24 protein-coding genes and 1 tRNA gene are annotated in these 19,533 nt (G+C 45.1%); 7 read left to right on the top strand and 18 right to left on the bottom strand.

Annotated elements, in window-relative coordinates; all coding sequences use genetic code 11:
• The first annotated feature begins 685 nt into the window (after window positions 1–685).
• Together H5647_RS11095 and H5647_RS11090 are read left to right on the top strand one after the other, a co-directional pair.
• Complete coding sequence (locus tag H5647_RS11095; protein WP_045858587.1) at window positions 686–1,099, top strand: hypothetical protein; 414 nt, start codon at window positions 686–688, stop codon at window positions 1,097–1,099.
• A 3-nt stretch (window positions 1,100–1,102) separates the two neighbouring features.
• On the top strand, window positions 1,103–1,345 hold the full coding sequence (locus H5647_RS11090) for a helix-turn-helix transcriptional regulator (protein ID WP_045858585.1): 243 nt from the start codon (window positions 1,103–1,105) through the stop codon (window positions 1,343–1,345).
• Between the two features lie 173 nt (window positions 1,346–1,518).
• On the opposite strand, the gene H5647_RS22420 is transcribed toward H5647_RS11090, so the two are convergent.
• Window positions 1,519–1,779 carry a transposase gene (locus H5647_RS22420; protein WP_121495368.1) on the bottom strand — a complete coding sequence of 87 codons (261 nt, stop codon included), beginning with the start codon at window positions 1,777–1,779 and terminating at the stop codon, window positions 1,519–1,521.
• Between the two features lie 14 nt (window positions 1,780–1,793).
• Here H5647_RS22420 and H5647_RS11080 point away from each other — a divergent pair, with 14 nt between their 5' ends.
• The 3 genes from H5647_RS11080 (at window position 1,794) to H5647_RS11070 (ending at window position 2,540) form a co-directional block, all read left to right on the top strand.
• On the top strand, window positions 1,794–2,027 hold the full coding sequence (locus tag H5647_RS11080) for a hypothetical protein (RefSeq protein ID WP_052692030.1): 234 nt from the start codon (window positions 1,794–1,796) through the stop codon (window positions 2,025–2,027).
• 72 nt (window positions 2,028–2,099) lie between these two features.
• Entirely contained in the window at window positions 2,100–2,255 is a 156-nt protein-coding gene (locus tag H5647_RS11075; protein WP_200911580.1) for a hypothetical protein, read from the top strand.
• Window positions 2,256–2,399: 144 nt separating this feature from the next.
• Window positions 2,400–2,540 carry a hypothetical protein gene (locus H5647_RS11070; protein ID WP_162926365.1) on the top strand — a complete coding sequence of 47 codons (141 nt, stop codon included), beginning with the start codon at window positions 2,400–2,402 and terminating at the stop codon, window positions 2,538–2,540.
• 224 nt (window positions 2,541–2,764) lie between these two features.
• Here the strand turns inward: H5647_RS11070 and H5647_RS11065 are convergent, their stop codons facing one another.
• From H5647_RS11065 to H5647_RS11030, 8 genes are all read right to left on the bottom strand, one after another.
• The gene (locus H5647_RS11065) at window positions 2,765–3,073 is read right to left on the bottom strand and encodes a hypothetical protein (RefSeq protein WP_045858583.1); all 309 of its coding nucleotides are present in this window, start codon (window positions 3,071–3,073) and stop codon (window positions 2,765–2,767) included.
• A 518-nt stretch (window positions 3,074–3,591) separates the two neighbouring features.
• A tRNA-Ser gene (locus H5647_RS11060) sits at window positions 3,592–3,681 on the bottom strand.
• Window positions 3,682–3,883: 202 nt separating this feature from the next.
• The gene (csrA, locus tag H5647_RS11055; RefSeq protein WP_045858582.1) at window positions 3,884–4,078 is read right to left on the bottom strand and encodes a carbon storage regulator CsrA; all 195 of its coding nucleotides are present in this window, start codon (window positions 4,076–4,078) and stop codon (window positions 3,884–3,886) included.
• Window positions 4,079–4,337: 259 nt separating this feature from the next.
• On the bottom strand, window positions 4,338–5,564 hold the full coding sequence (locus tag H5647_RS11050) for an aspartate kinase (RefSeq protein ID WP_045858580.1): 1,227 nt from the start codon (window positions 5,562–5,564) through the stop codon (window positions 4,338–4,340).
• 129 nt (window positions 5,565–5,693) lie between these two features.
• Window positions 5,694–8,288: an alanine--tRNA ligase gene (gene alaS, locus H5647_RS11045; RefSeq protein WP_045858578.1), complete on the bottom strand. Its 2,595-nt coding sequence runs from the start codon at window positions 8,286–8,288 to the stop codon at window positions 5,694–5,696.
• Window positions 8,289–8,375: 87 nt separating this feature from the next.
• The gene (locus H5647_RS11040; protein ID WP_045858576.1) at window positions 8,376–8,729 is read right to left on the bottom strand and encodes a histidine triad nucleotide-binding protein; all 354 of its coding nucleotides are present in this window, start codon (window positions 8,727–8,729) and stop codon (window positions 8,376–8,378) included.
• 83 nt (window positions 8,730–8,812) lie between these two features.
• The gene (locus H5647_RS11035) at window positions 8,813–9,013 is read right to left on the bottom strand and encodes a Trm112 family protein (protein ID WP_045858574.1); all 201 of its coding nucleotides are present in this window, start codon (window positions 9,011–9,013) and stop codon (window positions 8,813–8,815) included.
• Window positions 9,014–9,109: 96 nt separating this feature from the next.
• A complete protein-coding gene (locus H5647_RS11030) occupies window positions 9,110–9,976 on the bottom strand; it encodes a M23 family metallopeptidase (protein ID WP_082087034.1) in 867 nt (288 codons plus the stop codon).
• Between the two features lie 101 nt (window positions 9,977–10,077).
• Between H5647_RS11030 and H5647_RS11025 the strand changes: the two genes are divergently transcribed.
• Window positions 10,078–11,115: a YheT family hydrolase gene (locus H5647_RS11025; RefSeq protein WP_236074872.1), complete on the top strand. Its 1,038-nt coding sequence runs from the start codon at window positions 10,078–10,080 to the stop codon at window positions 11,113–11,115.
• Window positions 11,116–11,141: 26 nt separating this feature from the next.
• Here H5647_RS11025 and H5647_RS11020 read toward each other — a convergent pair whose 3' ends face one another.
• The 3 genes from H5647_RS11020 to H5647_RS11010 form a co-directional block, all read right to left on the bottom strand.
• The gene (locus H5647_RS11020; protein ID WP_045858572.1) at window positions 11,142–11,636 is read right to left on the bottom strand and encodes a regulatory protein RecX; all 495 of its coding nucleotides are present in this window, start codon (window positions 11,634–11,636) and stop codon (window positions 11,142–11,144) included.
• 106 nt (window positions 11,637–11,742) lie between these two features.
• Window positions 11,743–12,789: a recombinase RecA gene (gene recA, locus H5647_RS11015; protein WP_045858570.1), complete on the bottom strand. Its 1,047-nt coding sequence runs from the start codon at window positions 12,787–12,789 to the stop codon at window positions 11,743–11,745.
• A 135-nt stretch (window positions 12,790–12,924) separates the two neighbouring features.
• Complete coding sequence (locus tag H5647_RS11010) at window positions 12,925–13,431, bottom strand: CinA family protein (protein ID WP_045858569.1); 507 nt, start codon at window positions 13,429–13,431, stop codon at window positions 12,925–12,927.
• Window positions 13,432–13,559: 128 nt separating this feature from the next.
• On the opposite strand from H5647_RS11010, the gene H5647_RS11005 reads away from it, so the two are divergent.
• On the top strand, window positions 13,560–14,018 hold the full coding sequence (locus tag H5647_RS11005) for a DUF4124 domain-containing protein (RefSeq protein ID WP_052692027.1): 459 nt from the start codon (window positions 13,560–13,562) through the stop codon (window positions 14,016–14,018).
• Window positions 14,019–14,083: 65 nt separating this feature from the next.
• On the opposite strand, the gene H5647_RS11000 is transcribed toward H5647_RS11005, so the two are convergent.
• The 6 genes from H5647_RS11000 to H5647_RS10975 form a co-directional block, all read right to left on the bottom strand.
• On the bottom strand, window positions 14,084–15,832 hold the full coding sequence (locus H5647_RS11000; RefSeq protein WP_045858567.1) for a M4 family metallopeptidase: 1,749 nt from the start codon (window positions 15,830–15,832) through the stop codon (window positions 14,084–14,086).
• The gene (locus tag H5647_RS10995) at window positions 15,832–16,596 is read right to left on the bottom strand and encodes a hypothetical protein (protein ID WP_045858565.1); all 765 of its coding nucleotides are present in this window, start codon (window positions 16,594–16,596) and stop codon (window positions 15,832–15,834) included. The genes H5647_RS11000 and H5647_RS10995 overlap by 1 nt, the downstream gene beginning before the upstream one ends.
• Before the next feature lie 198 nt (window positions 16,597–16,794).
• Window positions 16,795–17,658 (bottom strand): PP2C family protein-serine/threonine phosphatase, encoded by an 864-nt coding sequence (locus H5647_RS10990; protein ID WP_045858564.1) that lies wholly within the window; start codon window positions 17,656–17,658, stop codon window positions 16,795–16,797.
• A gap of 1 nt (window position 17,659) precedes the next feature.
• Window positions 17,660–18,322: an FHA domain-containing protein gene (locus H5647_RS10985; RefSeq protein WP_052692026.1), complete on the bottom strand. Its 663-nt coding sequence runs from the start codon at window positions 18,320–18,322 to the stop codon at window positions 17,660–17,662.
• A 13-nt stretch (window positions 18,323–18,335) separates the two neighbouring features.
• A complete protein-coding gene (locus tag H5647_RS10980) occupies window positions 18,336–19,172 on the bottom strand; it encodes a MotA/TolQ/ExbB proton channel family protein (protein ID WP_045858562.1) in 837 nt (278 codons plus the stop codon).
• On the bottom strand, window positions 19,169–19,531 hold the full coding sequence (locus tag H5647_RS10975; RefSeq protein WP_045858560.1) for an FHA domain-containing protein: 363 nt from the start codon (window positions 19,529–19,531) through the stop codon (window positions 19,169–19,171). Before H5647_RS10975 ends, H5647_RS10980 begins: the two co-directional genes overlap by 4 nt.
• Between the last annotated feature and the right edge of the window lie 2 nt (window positions 19,532–19,533).

The raw sequence follows: 19,533 nt of genomic DNA, 5'->3' as shown, positions 1-19,533 counted from the left end.
GCCTTTTGGGCGTCGCATGGCTAAACTTGTTAAGGGCAGCACTGTATTAGCTAATTGTGCTGGACTTAGCCCGGCACAAACAAATGCGAAGCACTGCCCTTGATTATTAGTTGACGACAAAACGGAACACAGGGAACGGATGGATTGAGATGGATACAACACGCTAAACCCTCCATTGGTGCCACGTTGACGCGGTCTTTATTACAAGCCACTTTACCGGTTAAACACACGGACTGAAAGAGGCGGACGATCACTGCTAACTCGTTGGTGGAAAACCCTAAAACCACGAACAGCCTTTAACAGTTTATTCAACGTCGTTAAGACGCATTTCCACAACACTTATACTTATATACCTAAATCTAGGCATATAGCAATAGTATTTATACAGCGTGGATATATGTCAGTACGACGTTAAAGTTCGTGAATTGAGGGCGCGTTTAAGCCTAATACCACTTTGTGCTCTAAACCAAGTGTACGCACCTGTTTATGTGGTAAATACCACGCTTTTTGACTGCGATCCCATTGCCCGTTATGTTCTTTTATTAGGCGTCTTAGTTTTAACTCGGCGTTAACATGGGTGTCCGATTATTTTTGTGGCGATTATTTTTGTGCGTGTAAAAAATATTTGACATAGCGCGAAACGTCTAATATATTTTACACCAAGTCAACAATACTGGACAAAATCATGGGTATTACGTTTAAAGAAAAAAGCCTCTGGATTCAGATAGTTACTCTTTCATTAGTATTTGGAGGTTACTTTCTAAATTTAGATTACACGATTACCGAAAGCCTTCCGTCTAATTTAATCCCTCGTTTCATTTGGTTAATTGTAGCACTCGTCATCTTAAACATTCTGGGACACGTTTTGGCTGCGGCCTTTAATAAACCAGAGAATGAAGACGAGCGAGACAAATTGATAGAATTAAAAGCCACTAAAATCAAAGCATTTATACTAGCTGCAGGCATTGTAATTGCCATATTAGGCAGTCTAAAGCTACAAAACTTATTTATTACTCTTAATCTTTTAATTCTTTTTTTGGTGATCTCTGAAGTTGTAGACAAGGCAGTTCAAGTATTTTATTACCGTAAGGGTATATAAATAATGCCAAACTCAGAATTTACTATTTCAAATAGAATTCGAACGTTGAGATTTTTGGCCGCGGAGATGACTCAAAAAGAATTAGCTGATTTAGTTGGCGTAACAAGACAGACAGTCAACGCCGTTGAGTCAAACAAATATTCTCCCAGTTTAGAGGTAGCATTTAAAATATCTCTCGTTTTTAAAGTACCAATTACAGATGTATTTAGTTATGGCACTCAACCTGATGGAGAAACGATTGCATAACGAGCCTGTAGAAAAACATAATCAGTTATCCACAAGGCGCTTCAATTATTTTAATTGTCTTCTATTTAAGCAGGTTTCGTTAACATAATCACTCTTATGCGAGTTTACGTCGCATAAGAGTGATTATGTCCGTGCATTTACGCTATTGTCCGTAATTATTAATCTTTTCAATGTTATGTATCATAACTAAATAAATAACACTGCCCTTGCACCTTCTCCTTTCCGCGCAAAGAGAAACGATTTAATTCTTCATTCTTTCCAATGTTTCCAAAAACCGGTTCTACAACCGACATTCGGTGACAGTAATACAGCGTTCCTTTTTTACTATCAGCACGTTTGCGCGTCCAGTCGCTCAGCGTCTTGCCGTTGGTATATGTAACGGATACTTGTCGGCCACGTCCTTCACAAGTATCCGCAGAATTTGGATTGCACATACAATGACGTTAGCATGGGTACCCAATTATTTTTGCTGGCAGAGCTCACCCTTGTTCATTACGATGATATTTGGCTGACTATAAAAAAACGGAAGGTCGGTGGTCTCACGTATGTGGCTTACGACCGGTGGCATTCTAGAGAATGGGGTAAGCGGCTGATTGAAAAAATAGACACTATTGACATAGCGCTTTGGATAAGCGACGACCTTTTGAAACTGTCCAGTAAAAGCATTAAAGACAGTGTGTAAATAACGTCGCAGGTGTTTTATTTGTTTGGCGCTCGTAAGCGATTGCACTACAACCCCACAAAGGCGGTGAAGGTGGCCCAGCCTGACCCGAATGCCCCCGATGTTTTTACCCGGCGCGAGATTAATCTTATTGTTGCCACCCCAACTCAAAGACGAAACGAACTGAATATGGCCGAGTACTGGCTCTGGTCTGGCCCTCGCTTTGCTGAGTTGATGGCTATGAGCTGAGATGCGGTTGATCTTGAAAACGAAATCGTTCGCTATGAAATGAGCTTAGTGCCTGGACAATATAGAACCACGAAAAACCGCCGACCTAGACGCGCTGTTGAGCGCCTTAAACCGGCTCTGGACGCCTTGAGACGGCAGTATGATATGAATAGCCACGAAAGCCCTATTGAGATAACCATGACCGACAGAGATAACAGGACAGTGCGTGAATTAAACTTCCGACCGGTTTGGATAAAGACATCCTCCGACGAGCCTTTTGGTCACAATCAAGGCTTTCGTAAGTGATGGAATAATCACTTAATCAATGCAAAGGTGAGGTATAGAGGCCCAAGCCAGTGCAGGCACACACTTATAAGCCAGATGTTAACTATTGGCATGCCGATAAATTGGATTATTTCGCAGGTAGGGCACTCATCGGAATCAATGATCCGGCGCCATTACGGTATATTTATTCAAGAAGACCAGCCTGTGAGCTTTGCTGAGATTGCCAATAAGCCGTTGGGGCTTGGCTAGGCTAGAGCAGTCTCAAAGCCAAAAAACCACTCCCCCGTAGGGATATGAACGGCAGATAACACTCTGTCGGCACGAAACGTTCGATAACTGTGACGCATAGTGCCAATACCGCCAATATAAGTGTGGCCGTTTTTTTCGCTTGGTTTACGGTAGATTATTATTCGCTCAGAAATATCACCCTCGGCACTACAATAGCTCATTTCAAGGTCATCACCTGACGCTAGGTTTACAGGCTGGCTTACTTTGTCTTTAACGCTTCCTTTTCTCTTCTCTTTTTCTGGTTTCGGTGTAAAAAATATCGACACCCGCTTTGGGCGCGTTAAGGTCAAGGCTTGTAGGCGGGGCGAGCTTAAGTTTGATTATTGGGTGCTGAGGGTTATCGCGATCTATTACTTAATCGCAAAAGTCACTAAGAATTGTGTGTAATTAGAGGCACTCGCTGGCAATTAAACGGTCGTCGGCAAGAACCTCATTAATCACCGTGTATATTGAGCTCGTTCGGCTGTCACGCTGGCACTCAGGTTTTACCCTCAGCCACGACCGTAAAAACTCTACTTCACTTTTTTGATTTATCCGTAAGACAACCCCCTTAGCAAAGGCCAACTAATCGGTTTTTTTCAATAAGAGGGTGTGATGGGCTTAAGCGTGCAAGCCAGAGAGTAAAACGCTGCAAGATTTGAACGATGGCGGCAATGATAAAAGCCTCCTACACAAAAAAGGCTGCCAAACGGCAGCCTTTTTTGTGGGTAGTCCCGAAACAGTCCCAATATAGTCCTGTTTCAATGCTTTCTACCCTGAAAGCCCCGTATTACACGGGTTTATATGGCGGAGAGGGAGGGATTCGAACCCTCGATACCGATCAAGGTATACTCCCTTAGCAGGGGAGCGCCTTCGGCCACTCGGCCACCTCTCCGTATTTTTTGGTGCTTAGCCACAATATGCTTAAAAACTAAACTTTTATAACTAAGCTTTTCGTGGGCGGGGATAATAGCAATTTGCTCAGAAAAATCAAAGGTTTGTCTTCATTTTTTTCAAATAAAAGCCAAAGTAAGGATCACTCACTTTGGCTTTTATTAGGTTGCACGAACGCTAGCTTAGTGGCGTGAGTGCCCGTATTAACTATTTCCGGGTTCTGCCTGCTCTTGCTTTTCTTTCTGTATACGCTGATAGATCTCTTCTCGGTGAACGGCAATTTCTTTAGGTGCGTTTACGCCGATACGAACCTGGTTGCCCTTTACCCCTAAAACAGTGACGGTTACATCGTCGCCAACCATTAAGGTTTCACCAATACGGCGGGTTAAAATTAACATTATTACTAATCTCCTTCGATTCATCCTGCTCGTGCCAGCGGTATTATTGTCGTGCAGTTGGCATCCGCTGTTGGTTTTCTTAACCAGTCCTAAATTTATTTTAGTTACTAAAGCCTAATAAGACAGTTTTAGCATGGACAATAGATATAAACCAGCCAACTTTTTTTAGTTGAGAATCACAATGGGCGAATTGTCACATTAGATGACAGCGCTGTCATCTTTTTCCAAGGAATTACTCAATATTTCTCTTTTTATTCCCTTAAACCTCTACATTTAGCTCAAAAGCGGAATGTAATGCCCTTACAGCGAGTTCAAGATACTTCTCTGCAATAATGACGGAAATTTTTATTTCCGATGTTGTGATCATTTGAATATTAATATTCTCTGCTGCCAATGTTTTAAACATTTTAGAAGCAACTCCTGCATGAGAACGCATTCCGACACCTACAATTGAGATCTTTGCAATATTGTCGTCAGCAACTACCTCTCGAGCACCAAGCTCTTTCGCAACAGTATCCAGTACCCCTTTAGCCTTCTGCATATCTGTACGATTGACAGTAAACGTTAAATCAGCCGTTTTATCGGCGGAGATATTCTGAACAATTACGTCAATCTCAACATTAGCGTCCCCAATTGGCGCCAACACCTTCGAGGCCACGCCCGGCGTATCGGGTACGCCTAGTATGGATATTTTCGCTTCATCTCGGTTAAAAGCGATACCAGAGACAACGGGCTGTTCCATAGAATCGTCTTCCTCGTCAGTTGTGATCAAAGTACCGGGCCCATCTTCAAAGGCAGACAAAACCCTAAGCGGTACATTATATTTTCCGGCAAACTCAACAGCGCGTATTTGCAACACCTTCGATCCAAGGCTGGCCATTTCTAGCATTTCCTCGAATGTAATACGCTCAAGCCGTCTAGCGCCATCAACCACTCGTGGGTCCGTGGTATAAACGCCGTCAACGTCAGTATAAATCTGGCATTCATCCGCATCTAATGCAGCCGCCAAAGCAACACCTGTTGTATCAGAGCCTCCTCGGCCTAATGTCGTGATATTGCCCCTTTCATCCACGCCTTGAAAGCCAGCAACCACAACTACACGCCCTGCATCCAAATCCGCCCGCATATTGGCCACGTCTATGTCTTGGATTCTCGCCTTCATGTGCGCATTATCCGTAAGAATACGGACTTGACCGCCAGTATACGACCGCGCGTCGTAGCCTTTTTCTCGCAATGCCATACACAAGAGCGCAATGGTCACTTGCTCGCCAGTGGAGACGAGTACGTCCATTTCCCTTGGCTCTGGTTGTCCTTGCATTTCGCTTGCCAACGCGATGAGTCTATTGGTTTCTCCACTCATTGCGGAAACTACTGCGACAATTTCATGACCCTGCTGACGAAAATTGATTATTTTTTCCGCAACGGCCTTAATCTTTTCTGTGGTGCCAACAGAGGTACCACCAAATTTTTGTACGAATACACTCATACTGTTAACACACTCGACACACTTAAATTATTAATAGCCCTTTCACTAAAAAGTGATAGAGCGAAAATTAAACATTAACTTGTTACATTAATTAAATTTAACGTATTAATATCGAGCCGCACATTAAATTTAAAGACTACTTTCTATCCAACTCACAACACCAGCCATTACCGTGGGGAGCGCATCAACATTTGTTCCGCCACCTTGCGCCATGTCTGGCCTACCGCCCCCTTTTCCGTCCACCTGGCTCGCTACATACTTAACAATATCACCGGCCTTAATACGAGATGTAGCATCTTTGCTAACACCCGCCGCGAGAGAAATCTTCCCTTCGTTAACGGCCGCAAGAATAACCGCTGCAGTACCCAATTTATTTTTTAGTTGATCTAGCGTATCGCGAAGTGATTTTGCATCTACACCGTCTAAGGTTTTCGCTAAAACTTTAATACCTTTAATTTCAACAGCTTCGCTTAACCAATCATCAGCAGAAGCTGCAGCCAATTGACTTTTCAATGCAGCCAAATCTTTTTCTAACTGCTTGTTGTGGCTAACTAACTGGTCTAGCTTTTCCGATAATGTTTCTGGGGAAGCCTTAAGACTACGAGCGGCGTTGTGCAGTGCATTCGCCTGAAGATCGATAACAGCCAATGCTTCAGCCCCTGTAACCGCTTCTATGCGTCGAACGCCAGCAGCAATACCAGACTCAGCCGTTATACGCATTACGCCGATATCACCCGTTCGTTTTGCATGAGTTCCTCCACACAATTCAACAGAGAAACCATTCCCCATTGATAACACCCGCACTTCCTCTCCGTATTTCTCACCAAACAACATCATTGCGCCCTTCTCTTGGGCGGCGTCCATATCACACAGGTCAGTAGTAACCGGTGTATTTGCACGTATTTGCGCATTTACGATCGTTTCAATTTCTGCAAGCTCTTCGGCACTAACCGCTTCGAAGTGAGAAAAGTCAAAACGTAAACGCTGGGAGTCTACAAGCGAACCTTTCTGGGCGACGTGACTCCCAAGAACCTGCCTGAGGGCCGCGTGCAACAAATGCGTCGCAGAGTGATTTAAGACCGTCGCCCCACGCACGTTTTCATCCACGGTTGCCGTTACAGTATTGCCCATACCGATACTGCCACTTAGCATCACGCCAATATGTAAATGGTTGTTACCACTTTTTTGGCAATCTCTAACTTCAAACTTACCCGCAACAGTTGAGATATAGCCTGTGTCGCCAACTTGGCCGCCAGATTCGCCGTAAAACGCGGTTTGAGCGAGAACAATGACGCCCTCATCTCCCTCGTTTAGTTGTGTTACAGACAATTCGCCTTTTAACAGCGCCGTGACGTCGCCCACGCTTTCTAAATTAGAATAGCCTACAAATGCGGTGTCTCCATCCACGGCCAAATTCTCCGTGTAATCGACTTTAAAAGCGCCAGAGGCGCGCGCCCGTTGCTTCTGCTCTTCCATTAATGCCTGGTAGGCTGGCATATCTAACGTTAGATCGCGCTCCCGAGCGATATCGTTGGTAAGGTCGACGGGGAAGCCGTAGGTGTCGTAAAGCGTAAATACCGTTTCACCAGGAATGACCGATGTTTTCAACGTTTTTAGATGCTCTTCTAGCACACCTATTCCCTTATCAAGGGTTTTTGCAAACTGCTCTTCTTCTGCGCGCAAAACACGCTCTATTTGTGATTGCAGTTCTACAAGTTCCGGATACGCCTCGCCCATTTGCTCCACGAGAGCGGCTACTAGCGTACTGAAAAAAGCCTCACTCTGACCTAGCTGATGACCATGTCGAACGGCTCTTCGTATGATTCGACGCAAGACATAACCGCGCCCCTCGTTTGACGGAAGCACACCATCACACACCAAAAACGAGCACGACCGGATATGGTCTGCAATAACACGCAATGATTTGTTCTCTAAATCGGTACAGCCCGTTGCACTAGCGGCGGCTTTCAATAGCGCTTGAAACAGATCAATTTCATAATTGCTATGTACGCCTTGCATAACGGCTGCAATACGCTCGAGCCCCATTCCCGTATCAACGGAAGGCTTAGGTAACGGAATAAGAGTGCCATCCGTTTGGCGCTCATACTGCATAAACACAAGGTTCCAAATTTCGATATACCGATCAAGGTCATCGTTTTCGCTTCCGGGAGGGCCGCCCGGTACGTGCGCACCGTGATCATAAAATATCTCTGAACTCGGCCCGCATGGCCCTGTATCACCCATCTGCCAAAAATTATCTTCATCTAGCCGAGAAAAGCGCTCAGCACTCACACCCATTTCATTTAGCCAAATATCAGCCGCTTCATCATCACTAGTATGTACTGTTACCCAGAGACGTTCAGGCGACAAACCTAGTGTTTTAGTTAAAAATTCCCAGCCAAACCGTATCGCATCACGCTTAAAGTAGTCCCCAAAGCTAAAGTTGCCCAGCATTTCAAAAAACGTATGGTGACGAGCGGTGTAACCGACATTTTCGAGATCATTATGCTTTCCGCCAGCACGAACACAACGTTGAGAACTGGTCGCTCGGCGATAACTACGCTTGTCATCCCCTAGAAATACATCTTTAAACTGCACCATACCTGCATTTGTAAACAACAACGTTGGGTCATTACCAGGAACCAATGAGCTACTACCCACTATTTCATGGCCGTTTTCGGCAAAGTAATTTAAAAACGCTTCTCGAATTTCTGAGCTTTTCATACAATCTCTTTAATCAGTTAACTTATCGATAAAATCGATACAGGTGGTTCACAGGTATTATGTATTTGAAAGATGCCTACAGCACACCTAATGCATGCCTAACGATCCCTCATCAAATGTTTTATTCCCTAATATATGAAGGTGCAGATGAAAGACCGTTTGGCCCGCCGATTCTCCGTTGTTAATCACAACCCGAAAAGCATCGTCTACCCCTAACTTTCGGGCTATCTCACCAACCTGTAACATTAAATGCCCTAAGAGGGCTTTATCTGCTTCGCTAGCGTCTGATAGTCGAGGGATTGGTTTACGTGGAATTACCAACACATGGGTAGGCGCTTGCGGATGAATGTCCTTAATACAAATACACTGTTCATCTTCGAACAGTACATCGGCAGGAATATCTCCGTTTATAATTTTTGTAAATAGTGTTTCTTCACTCATACACCGCTCCTTAGAAGACTTGATTAAGCGCGCTTACTATCCATTTTTTGTTACGAGACGATGTCTCTGAATGAAGGGCACATCTAATGTTTTTGTTGGTACATTTCTTTTTCTTCGATGGTCAACTGTCGAGCTTCGCTCTCTAGCATCACAGGAATGCCATCGCGAATGGGATAAGCTAAAGCGCTGGCAACACAAACTAATTCTTGCGTTTCTTCTACATAGTCCAGAGGAGCCTTGGTAACGGGACACACAAGAATGCTGAGCAATTTTTGATCGATCATAATTTACCTTACAAACACTATTTTCATCTAATAGGAAATCGGGTGGAATGTTACACCGCAAAGTCTCTTTTGTCTGCAGACGGCCCGCTATGGGCCTCATTGAGAATGCGGTGCCGAGGGCTTTACAGGTAACAGTAATTCAGGGTCGAGCCTTTGATTGAACCAGTTAACACGCCAGTCAAGATGCGGCCCCGTTACACGACCAGTAGCGCCCATCAACGCAATAAGGCTGCCTTGTTTAACTTTTTGGCCCTTCGAAACCAATAGTTTACTAAGGTGAATAAATGTCGATGAGATACCATATCCATGGTCGATAATAAGTGTGCCGCCCGAGTAATACAGGTCGCTTTCCGCTAAGGTAACGACGCCGGACGCTGGCGCGATAATCTCCGTGCCAACAGGGCCCGCAATATCCAAACCGTAATGCGGCCTTTTGGGTTCACCGTTGAACACGCGTTGGCTGCCGTAAACACCGGTGATAGGCCCCTCTGCGGGCCAAATAAAACCTTGTCGATAATTAGGCTCTGTAGAGACTATTTGTCGCGCAGCCCAAATTTGTGCAGCCTCGCGACTGATACGTGCCTTCACTTCTTGCGGTGGCGAAACATACTTTTTATCTACGCCATTTACCCTCTGGAGTTTATATTCACGTGGCTTTACTGCGTACGCAAAGCGCTTAGACTGGCCCGCCGCCTCCAATCGAATAATCACTTCTCCTTGGGTATCTCGCCCAAGCCCAAACACAAAATTTCCGTCGCTATCGGCTTCAACGACCCTGCCTAAAACTTCAACTTTTGCGTGCGGCGTCGCTTTACCCTGCAACAGCGCGCCAGGCAACCAATCGCCACTCACCTCGAATGCACTCGCTACAACCGGTATAATGACCAGAATCGCCGCGCATACGCTGGCGGTGAATTCAAGCTGCCTTACGTTCCAACTTTTGTTTTTGTGATCGATACCCATTTATATACATACTCAAATTGCGAAAAATCGCTAACGCGTTTAAATTCGTGCCAAATAAAATTACAACACATGCCTTCACAGAAAAGTAGACTCATCTTATTGTGAATATTCGTAACTCATCAGATCAAGCCCCTCAGTTCGGCGCCGAACCTACGTATTTCTGCGCACCTTGGTACCTAAAGAACCCTCATCTCCAAGCGATATTATCAAGTTCACGTATTCGTAAGCATTATCTCACCCTACAACACCCAACCCTAGAGCAGAATGCAGAGCAACTCATACTTGATTGTGGAAATGGGGTAAGACTTAGTGCTGAACTCAATCGCGCTACAACGTCTTCTAACGCTCAATCATTGATTATATTGCTCCACGGGTGGGAAGGCTCCAGCCGATCAAATTATATACTTTCTGCAGCAGCGCAATTTCTAGCGGCCGGACACGACGTATGCCGATTAAATTTGCGTGATCACGGTAACAGCCATCACTTAAACCGCGGCCTATTCAACTCATCTCTCGTAGAGGAGGTTGCAGGCGCGATCAAGACGCTTCAATTAACGTATGAGTATAGTAAAACAGGATTAATGGGGTTTTCGTTAGGTGGGAATTTTGCGTTACGTGTTGGCTTACTGCCTCAATCTCTCGCGAAGCCTTTAGACGCCATATTAGCGATTTGCCCTGTGCTCGATCCCGCCGAAACAATGAAAGTGCTGGAAAGTGGGCCATTCTGGTACGAACAATACTTTGTAAAAAAATGGAAGCGCTCTTTATTTAAAAAGCTAGAGTATTTCCCTGACTATGATTACGCAAAAGCTTTAACACCAATGTCACGCCTGAAAGAAATGAATGAGTTCTTTATCCCACGTTACACTCAATACCAAACGGTAGAGGACTACTTTCAGTCCTATACTATTACAGGCCATAAACTCGCATTCACACTCAGTAAAACCAGCATCATCGCGACACAGGACGACCCCGTAATCCCGCCGGCCGACTTATCCAAAATTGCGCGTCCCGCACACTTATCCGTATCTCTGCAAGCGCATGGCTCGCACTGTGCATTTATCCGAGGTATAAAAAAGCCAAGCTGGGCCGACACATACGCACAAGCCTTTTTTGAAGACTGCTTTCGCCAAAGCTAAAAACCCTTACAACACTTGCCTGTGAGTTACGAGATGGAACGAAATAGCGCATCGATCTCATCAAACGAAAACCCACGATAGCGTAAGAAATTTTGCTGTTTTATTTTCTCTGCGTGATCTACGGGAAAGTTTTTAAATTTTTTATGCCAGACCTTTGCTAAAACAGCGGGGTAATCCGTATCGAACTGTTCGACAACAAGAGAGATAAGAGAAGAGCCCACCCCTTTTTCAGACAGCTCCATTTCCAGCCGCTCACGCCCAAATCCCTTTTGTATTCGGGCACGACAATAAGATTCGGCAAAACGCTCATCAGATAAATACCCATTCGCGGCTAAACGGCTGACTACCGAAGCAATGACGCTATCTGCATCACACGCTATAGAAGCCAACTTGGAGGCCAGTTTTACGGAAATCTCTTTTTTCGAATGCTCGCGACGCGTCAGTAAAACAACTGCCGCATGATAGGCTTTTTTTTCCGCTTCTTCGAACACGGCATCAAAACTGGGAGGATATTCAGGCATGAAAAAACTTGTAACGTAGAATGGTAATAAAAAAGTTGTAAGGCGAAAAACTAACGCTGCCAGCTATGCAGCTGGCAGCTTTTTTATTTTTACAGAATAGCCCTAATTAAGACTCGACGACATCTTCGCCTTTTATATCATCTGTAGTTTCGCTTACAGGCTCCAAATCACCAAGTAATTCTTCCTTAATTTTTGCCTCTAAGAACTCTGCAATTTCCGGGCGTTCTTTTAAGTACTGCATTGCATTACTTTTACCCTGCCCTATTTTATCGCCATTATAGCTATACCAAGCACCGGCTTTATCGACCAAACCTAGCTTTACACCATAGTCAATTACTTCGCCATAACGGTTAATGCCGTGACCGTAAAGAATTTGAAACTCTGCCTGCTTAAAAGGTGGAGCTACTTTATTTTTAACCACTTTAACGCGCGTTTCTGACCCAGTAACTTCGTCGCCATCTTTCACAGATCCAATACGGCGAATATCCAAACGTACGGATGAGTAAAATTTTAATGCGTTACCACCCGTAGTGGTCTCTGGGTTACCAAACATTACGCCAATTTTCATGCGAATTTGGTTAATAAAAATCGCCAAGCAATTTGCATTTTTGATATTGCCTGTTATTTTTCGAAGTGCTTGAGACATTAAGCGGGCTTGCAACCCAACATGGTGATCGCCCATATCGCCTTCTATTTCTGCTTTCGGGGTAAGGGCTGCAACAGAGTCCACAACCAATACATCGACTGCACCAGAACGCACTAACATATCCGCCACTTCCAATGCCTGCTCACCAGTATCTGGTTGGGAAACAATTAGATCGTCGACATTAACACCCAGCTTGCCAGCATAAATAGGATCCAACGCATGCTCAGCATCAATAAACGCACATGTTCCACCTTTTTTCTGAGCTTCAGCAATTACTTGTAATGTGAGCGTTGTTTTACCCGATGATTCTGGGCCATAAATTTCTACTATTCGGCCTTTTGGTAGCCCGCCAATACCCAGTGCAACATCGAGCCCTAATGAGCCCGTTGAAATGGAAGGAATTTTTTCCAGTTCTTTGTCGCCCATGCGCATTACTGTGCCTTTGCCGAATTGGCGATCGATCTGTGTTAACGCTGCCTGTAAAGCTTTCTCTTTATTTGCGTCCATAAATAACCCCTTAAATATGCCTTTTCAGAGCCGACATCCCGTCCGCCATGAAGAATGATAATCTGCGAGACACACCCCTCGCCAAAGTACGAATGCAGCATACGACAAAAATACTGTACACGCAAACAGTAATAGTTACTTATACAGTACTTCGCTCTGCCCAAGTGCGATTAAACGCTCGAGCGCATAACCAATAGAATGCTCTCTAACACTCCGTCGATCACCCTTTAGATACAGTGTACTCGATTCGCAGTTTTGAGAACCTCCCCAAGCGAAGCACACCATACCTACGGGTTTACCTTCCACCGCGCCACCTGGCCCCGCGATTCCACTCACCGCTACTGCTATATCCGCCTTAGAATGCGTCAATGCCCCTTGTACCATCGCGCGCACCACGGGTTCGCTTACAGCCCCATGCTGCTTAAGTAATGCTGGGGAAACCCCTAAAAGGTCGGTTTTCATTTGGTCGCTGTAGGTGACCAAACCCAATTGAAACCATGCGGAACTACCCATAACATCAGTGATGGCTTGGGCAACACCACCGCCAGTGCAAGATTCTGCAGTTGCTGCTTGCCAGCCCCTGTTTGCTAACGTTTCACCGAGAAGGGTTGCCAGATTATGTAGAGTCGCTGATGTATTCATGGAAGGAAAATAGGCGAATAGGACGGAATATGCAATGCGTTTCTAGCAGGAATACGCCAGCTCGCACCCAGTGCAATATTCGCCTACAATCTCGCTGCGGCTAGAACAATAATCTAAGAGGCGTTGGAATGGTTTACAAGCTTGTAGCAAAAATACTCGTAATGGTTGGCTTAATGTTTGGAGTATCCAATTACATTATGTATGTAATGACCGGAAAATCGCCCTTTAGCGCGGAAATGCCGTCACTCTCCATACCCTCCATTCTGAATACAGACTCAGCCTTACCTAGCACTAAAGACACCGCATACAAATGGACCGATGAGAAGGGCGTTGTTCATTATTCCTCTGAACCACCACCGGAAACAACACAGCAGGTCAAAAAACTAGAAGTAGACCCAAACGTTAACCTAATACAAGGGTTGGACGTACCGGAAGGGGTCGCCCCTACTGCCACCCCGTCTAACGATACATTGGTGACACCTTACACTCCTACCGGCGCCCAAAAATTACTCGAAGATGCTAAAGATGTACAGCGTATTCTCGACGAGCGTTTCGAAAGGCAAAAAGCCATTATCGATGCAGAATAATCGTTGCACTACTGCGGTAAGGGGCAAAGCGGGAGAGCTATCCCGCCCCAACGCCTAAAAGCATTTTAGGCTGGCGAGATATCCACCGTTGTTTTACCCATTTTGATTGATATTGGCCTGTTAAACTTAAGCTTGGCTTTGCCACTAACTTTATTACCGTTCACTGTAACGCCATTGTCACTGACCGACTGAACATAAAGCTCTCCTGTATGGCTTTTATACCAAATAGCACAGTGCTTGCGAGAAATGTAAGTATCGTCACCCAGCAAGCGTAAGAGTTTTGACGGTAAATCAAGCTCGCTACTTCGCCCCAAAATAAGTTGGGTAGCATCCAGTTCAAGTGGAAACGATTGACCGCCAACAGCCAATACAGCCTCTATTGCCGCCGATCGCTCCTCTGATATTTTCTCCGTAGCAACCACTTTTACCGGTGTTATTTTCTCAGTTGCAACCTTTTCAGCCGAGGGTTGTGATGTTTTTTTGTATAAGTTAGGCCCTGGTGGTGGTGGTGCTTGGCCAGCTTCATCAACCATTGGCATAATGGATTTCGTCCGGCGCCCCGCAATTATCACTACAACAGCGATGATAAGGCTAATACCCGCTAGCAATACAATGATAAAAGTAGGGCCCGTTATTGTGAGCTTTCCATGCGTATCCGGTATAGGAGTAGGCGCCACCGTTGGCCTTGGTGCAGCGGTTGGTGTTTCCCTTTGAGCGCCCTGTTCTTGGACGGTCTCCTCTGGCGTGGTATCTGTAGCAGGTTCTTGTCTGGGTTCTGGAAGCGAAGAGTTCAATCCCACTGCTCGAAAGGCCGCATCCACAGACCGAAGTTCCTGACTATCTCGACCGTGTATTCGCATTGCGCCCTTGCGCATTGCATCGCCAAATTCTGGCATCGAATTAAATGGAATACGGTGCTTTAGAATATACGCAACAAGCTTAATTGATTTTTCCATACCAATACCTTGCACATTAATACCGGTATCGTGAGTAGGGTGTGTACCCCCTTGCGCCATTAGGGCAAATGCTAAGTTAGTAACACCACCCAAGGAGTGAATTTCAGTATTCGCGGCCTCACGACGGTCGTAATAATCTGGATCACCGCCGCTGGCTGGGTCGGTCATGTCGCGCATTAACTGCACATTACCGCCATAATAATTATTAACGAGTTGCGCCCATACTTCTCCCACCCAAAAAGTATTCTCTCGAATTCGTGTGGTGCTTAAATTCTTTCCAGACTGAGCCCACGCTTTAAAGGCAGCTCCAAACATGTCGGCGACGGATTCATTTATCGCTTCATCTTCATGGGTTTGCTCGCGTTTGTATTCTCGATAGTAACCGTGGCCATATTCATGGCTCGCATTATCGAGATCGTCCGCCATGCTTTGTCGGCTATTCTGATGGCCCAATTCAATCCCCATCAGATGAAACCCATTGTAGCCATTATAGAAAGCATTTAAACCGCTACAGCCGCCACCATCGCCGCTTTCAAAGTTTGAAACTAATAATATTTTTTCTCGGCCACCAATAACGTTCCAATCTAATTCTTTCTCAAAGAATTTAACCGTTAACTCTAGCTGCTCCAGTGCAAATCGAGATTTAGGGGACATGCCGGAACCATCAGTAACATCATAATCGCCTAACGATTCTCTAAATGCAGACGTTCCGTAAGAGCTGGCCCACAATTCCCAAATACCGTGTACGGTTTCACCATCAACACATTCGCCGTCGAGATCTAAATGATAAATTTTATAGTCAGATGCTACCGTACAAACACTCGCAACCAATAATAAGCTTGCAACTAAAAAACGCATTAATGAACCCTCGTTGTAGTACGCAACAAGAACTGCGGTTCGTTTGCATCGACAATAACAACTTCTTCTTGAGTGGTAGGCGAGATAAACGCAGTAACATGCCATGCTAAATGCGTTTTTTGCGTTGACACATAGATTACAAGTTCAGGTTCTCGTGTTAATTTAACATTCACTTCGGCTGTGCCGCCCATATTTTCAGCCGCTTGAATTAGCGCTTGCTCAGCCGTAAATGTCGGGGTTACATCTATATCGGCTTCGTCTTGCCAAGCGCCGTAAATAGATTCTGCATCACCCTGAATAACTTCAAGCACTGCATTCGCACCGTAGACAGGAACACCGTTAATACGCTGAGTAAGCTGATAATAACTATTGCCATAATTATCGCGGCTATCTGTAACAACGTTTAAGCCGAGGCCCTGAGCTTGAGCATCTACAAGCGACTGGGCTTCGTCAGCAGAGGCTACCGATGTGCCCGCTGGGATACTAATAGTACGCGCGCCCACCAGCCCCTGTTCACCTGGAACAATGGCTGACGTGTCTTTGTCTGTGTCGGGGGAGGTATGGTCTGGCGACTTACCCGGAGCAAGCCCTTCAATAGCTGGCTCCGCTCCGTCAGCGTGAGCTGCTGTATTTTCCTCGAGTTGCACTGCTCCGCAATCGCCATGTTGGGTAGCACAACTTTTTCTACTTTCACTAAACCAAATGGCCGCTGCAATTAAAAGCACAATTATAATTAACGCCCCAGCTATTAACGGTTTTTTCATTGTGCTTAATCTCCATAAAATATTTATAGTGCAGTAACAACTGAAGAGGTAGGCCTACCCAATTACAAGTAAACCAGTAAAACATAGCGGCATTATGACTATTCGCGCTGGGCTGAACAACTGTAGTGCACTAGCGCCGTTTTACGATACATGCAACCGGCATTATATATGCGATTGCAAAAATCATAGAAAGAACGGCTACGAAACGGTAGTAACCTTCGTTACGCCCAATAATGCGACTGTCGTATTATCTTGATACTCATTGCCTGAATTTTCGGTATCTTCTAACAACGCTAACGTACAGGCAGCGAGACTATCACTTTGTTCTTTAAGCGTTTCGTATTGCATAAAAGAACGTCTCGCCGCCTGAACACTTTCCTGTAACACGTCTGAATCTAGTGATTCAACCCCGTCCGATGCGAGCACGAGAAAGTCACCGTCGGTGAGGTGACAACCTTCGGTTTGCAAATCAACAAATGCCATTGGCTGCCCATCCACAGCACTGCAAAGTGCATGAAAACGTTTCTGCAACACATCATCTGGCAATGTATTTCCGCGAGCACGCAATGCCTCTGCTTGCATGCCCCACGTATGTTTTTCATTAACCTGTAGCAAAGGTCGAGAGGCTGTAGAGGCTAGCAATAGCGAATCGCCAACACTTACCCAGTACGCTTTGTTATCTTGCGCGTCCCAAAGTACGGCAATTAACGTAGCCCCCATACCATCAAATTCAGCGTTTTCTCTAATTTTGTCTGCGACGGCAGTATTCGCTGACTCCAATGCTTCGCTAAAGCGCGCTTCCATACTATTTTTTTGATTGAATATATTCAGAAAGCATTCGATAAACGATTCCACAATAATAGATGCAGCTATATCTCCGTGGCCCATACCACCCATGCCATCCGCAATAACAAGCAAAGTATATTGCGCAGGTAACACCCCATTTTCGAGAGGGTATTGTTCACCCGCGTAGAAGATACAATCACTTTCAACGGCCGCAAATACGTCTTCCTGATAATCACGTTTTCCCTGAATTTGGGAAACACTCCAAAGTGCTTGCATACTAACTATCCGACTGCCAACAAAAGTCAGGGCCACAAAAAGGCATAAATTTAAGCTTGGTATTACCGATTTCTATCATATCGCCGACCGATAAGTTTTCTTCAGAGCCTTGACCAACACGAGCACCATTGAGATACACCAAATTTTCGCCCTTACTCAAATAGAAAGTGCGCGTTTTAGGGTCATATTCGATAGCGGCATGATGTTCGCGGGAAATGGTTTCGTCACCAAAATCGAGCACAACGTTTTGGGATGCTTCTCTCCCGATCTTTTGCATACCATAACTCAGGGCAATACCTTTGCCTTTTCCTGCACCCTCCACCACCACTAACCATGCAACAACCGGCAAGTCGGTAGCGGTCGCAACCTTATCGCCCTCACTCGGGCGGAATACAACCGTTTTTGGGTTTGCCGATTTAGCGACTGACTCAAAAGTAGAACCACCAATATTCCCTGTATTCTCATTCGCTTGTGCGGCGTTGACCGCAGAGCGGAGATTATTATCAATGTCGACTTTATTTCGAATTAGATTATCGCTAGCATCAATTTTCTGTGTGGCACCATCATTGCCATCATCCCCACCGAAGCCAACTTTTTTTGTTGGGTCGTTTCTCACCAAACGTGTTGGTGCATCATTGCCGCTCTTACCACCAAATCTGCTCATGCTCGGTATCCTCTTAATGTGCTCTCGGTTTTAAATTAGTTACAATATTGTCCATACAAAAGCTACCAATTTTATTAACCAGAGCTTCTTCTTTAGCCTGTACAATTTGAATTAAAATCATGACGATTGCCGACAGCAGCAAAGACAATAAAGTGGTATAGAAAGCTGTCCCCAATCGAGGAATCACTTCTTCAAGTAATCGTGGGTCTGTAGACCCCATGCTTGCGGCCTTACCTAACGCAAGCGCAACACCTATCACGGTACCAATAAAACCCAGCGTTGGAATTAACCACGCTAAGTAACGAATGACCGTGTAACCAATATCAACTTTATGCAATTCCAGCTCTAAACTCGCATTCACTACGCTGTACACATCGCCAACATCATTCGTACTTTGAAACTGATGATTCACCTTCTTAAATATTGAGGTGATCAAGGCGTTGGGATGCAGCGCCTTGCGCTTCGCATAAAATATTGCTGCCAGCAATTCAGGTTTAAGTGCCTCATTGGAGTCTAGATCGACACGCATTTCGCCCTTGGGCGTGTATACATTCACAGAGGAAGGGTTGCGAAAAAGCGAAAACTCTCCCAACCATTGTGACTGTTCCATTTGACCCATCCACTTTATGGCTACTTCGGAAAGACAATAGAAAAACGCTATCCACATAAGTACTTGAACATTAAGTGGGTACATAGGGTCGTCCGTGGCAATTAAAAACTGATGCCAAGAAAAGCCTGCAAGATTACCTTCTTCCATCGTATTGGGGAGACCAAAACTTAATAAAACAAGCCACAAAATTGCGACGACAAAACCTAAAATACGGATTAACACCGCGTTAGAAATACTCATGATTCTTTCCTTACGTATCGCCCATCTTCAGTACGAATATAACGACTGAAGCCTTTTTCGTTATCTCTTTCACCCGCGGCGGACGGTTTAACATCCGCCTGTGCAATTTTGCCCATTAAATCGGCCACTTTTATACTAAAAGCACCAAGGAATAAGGTGTCGGAAGTCTGTACGTCAATTTGCGTGATTTTTTCTTTGCCTGCCCCACTCGACACATAGGTACCGTTAGTTGAGCCCAAATCTATAACTCTCACATAATTTTCGGACACTCGTTCGACCGTGAGATGACGAGATGACACGCTAGCGTCGTTGATTACGATATGCGCATCTTCACCGCGCCCTACTGTATAAGCCGTCATAA

Origin of the sequence: Teredinibacter purpureus, assembly GCF_014217335.1 — a bacterium.
Lineage (GTDB): Bacteria > Pseudomonadota > Gammaproteobacteria > Pseudomonadales > Cellvibrionaceae > Teredinibacter > Teredinibacter purpureus.
This window is presented reverse-complemented; position numbering and strand designations above follow the sequence as displayed.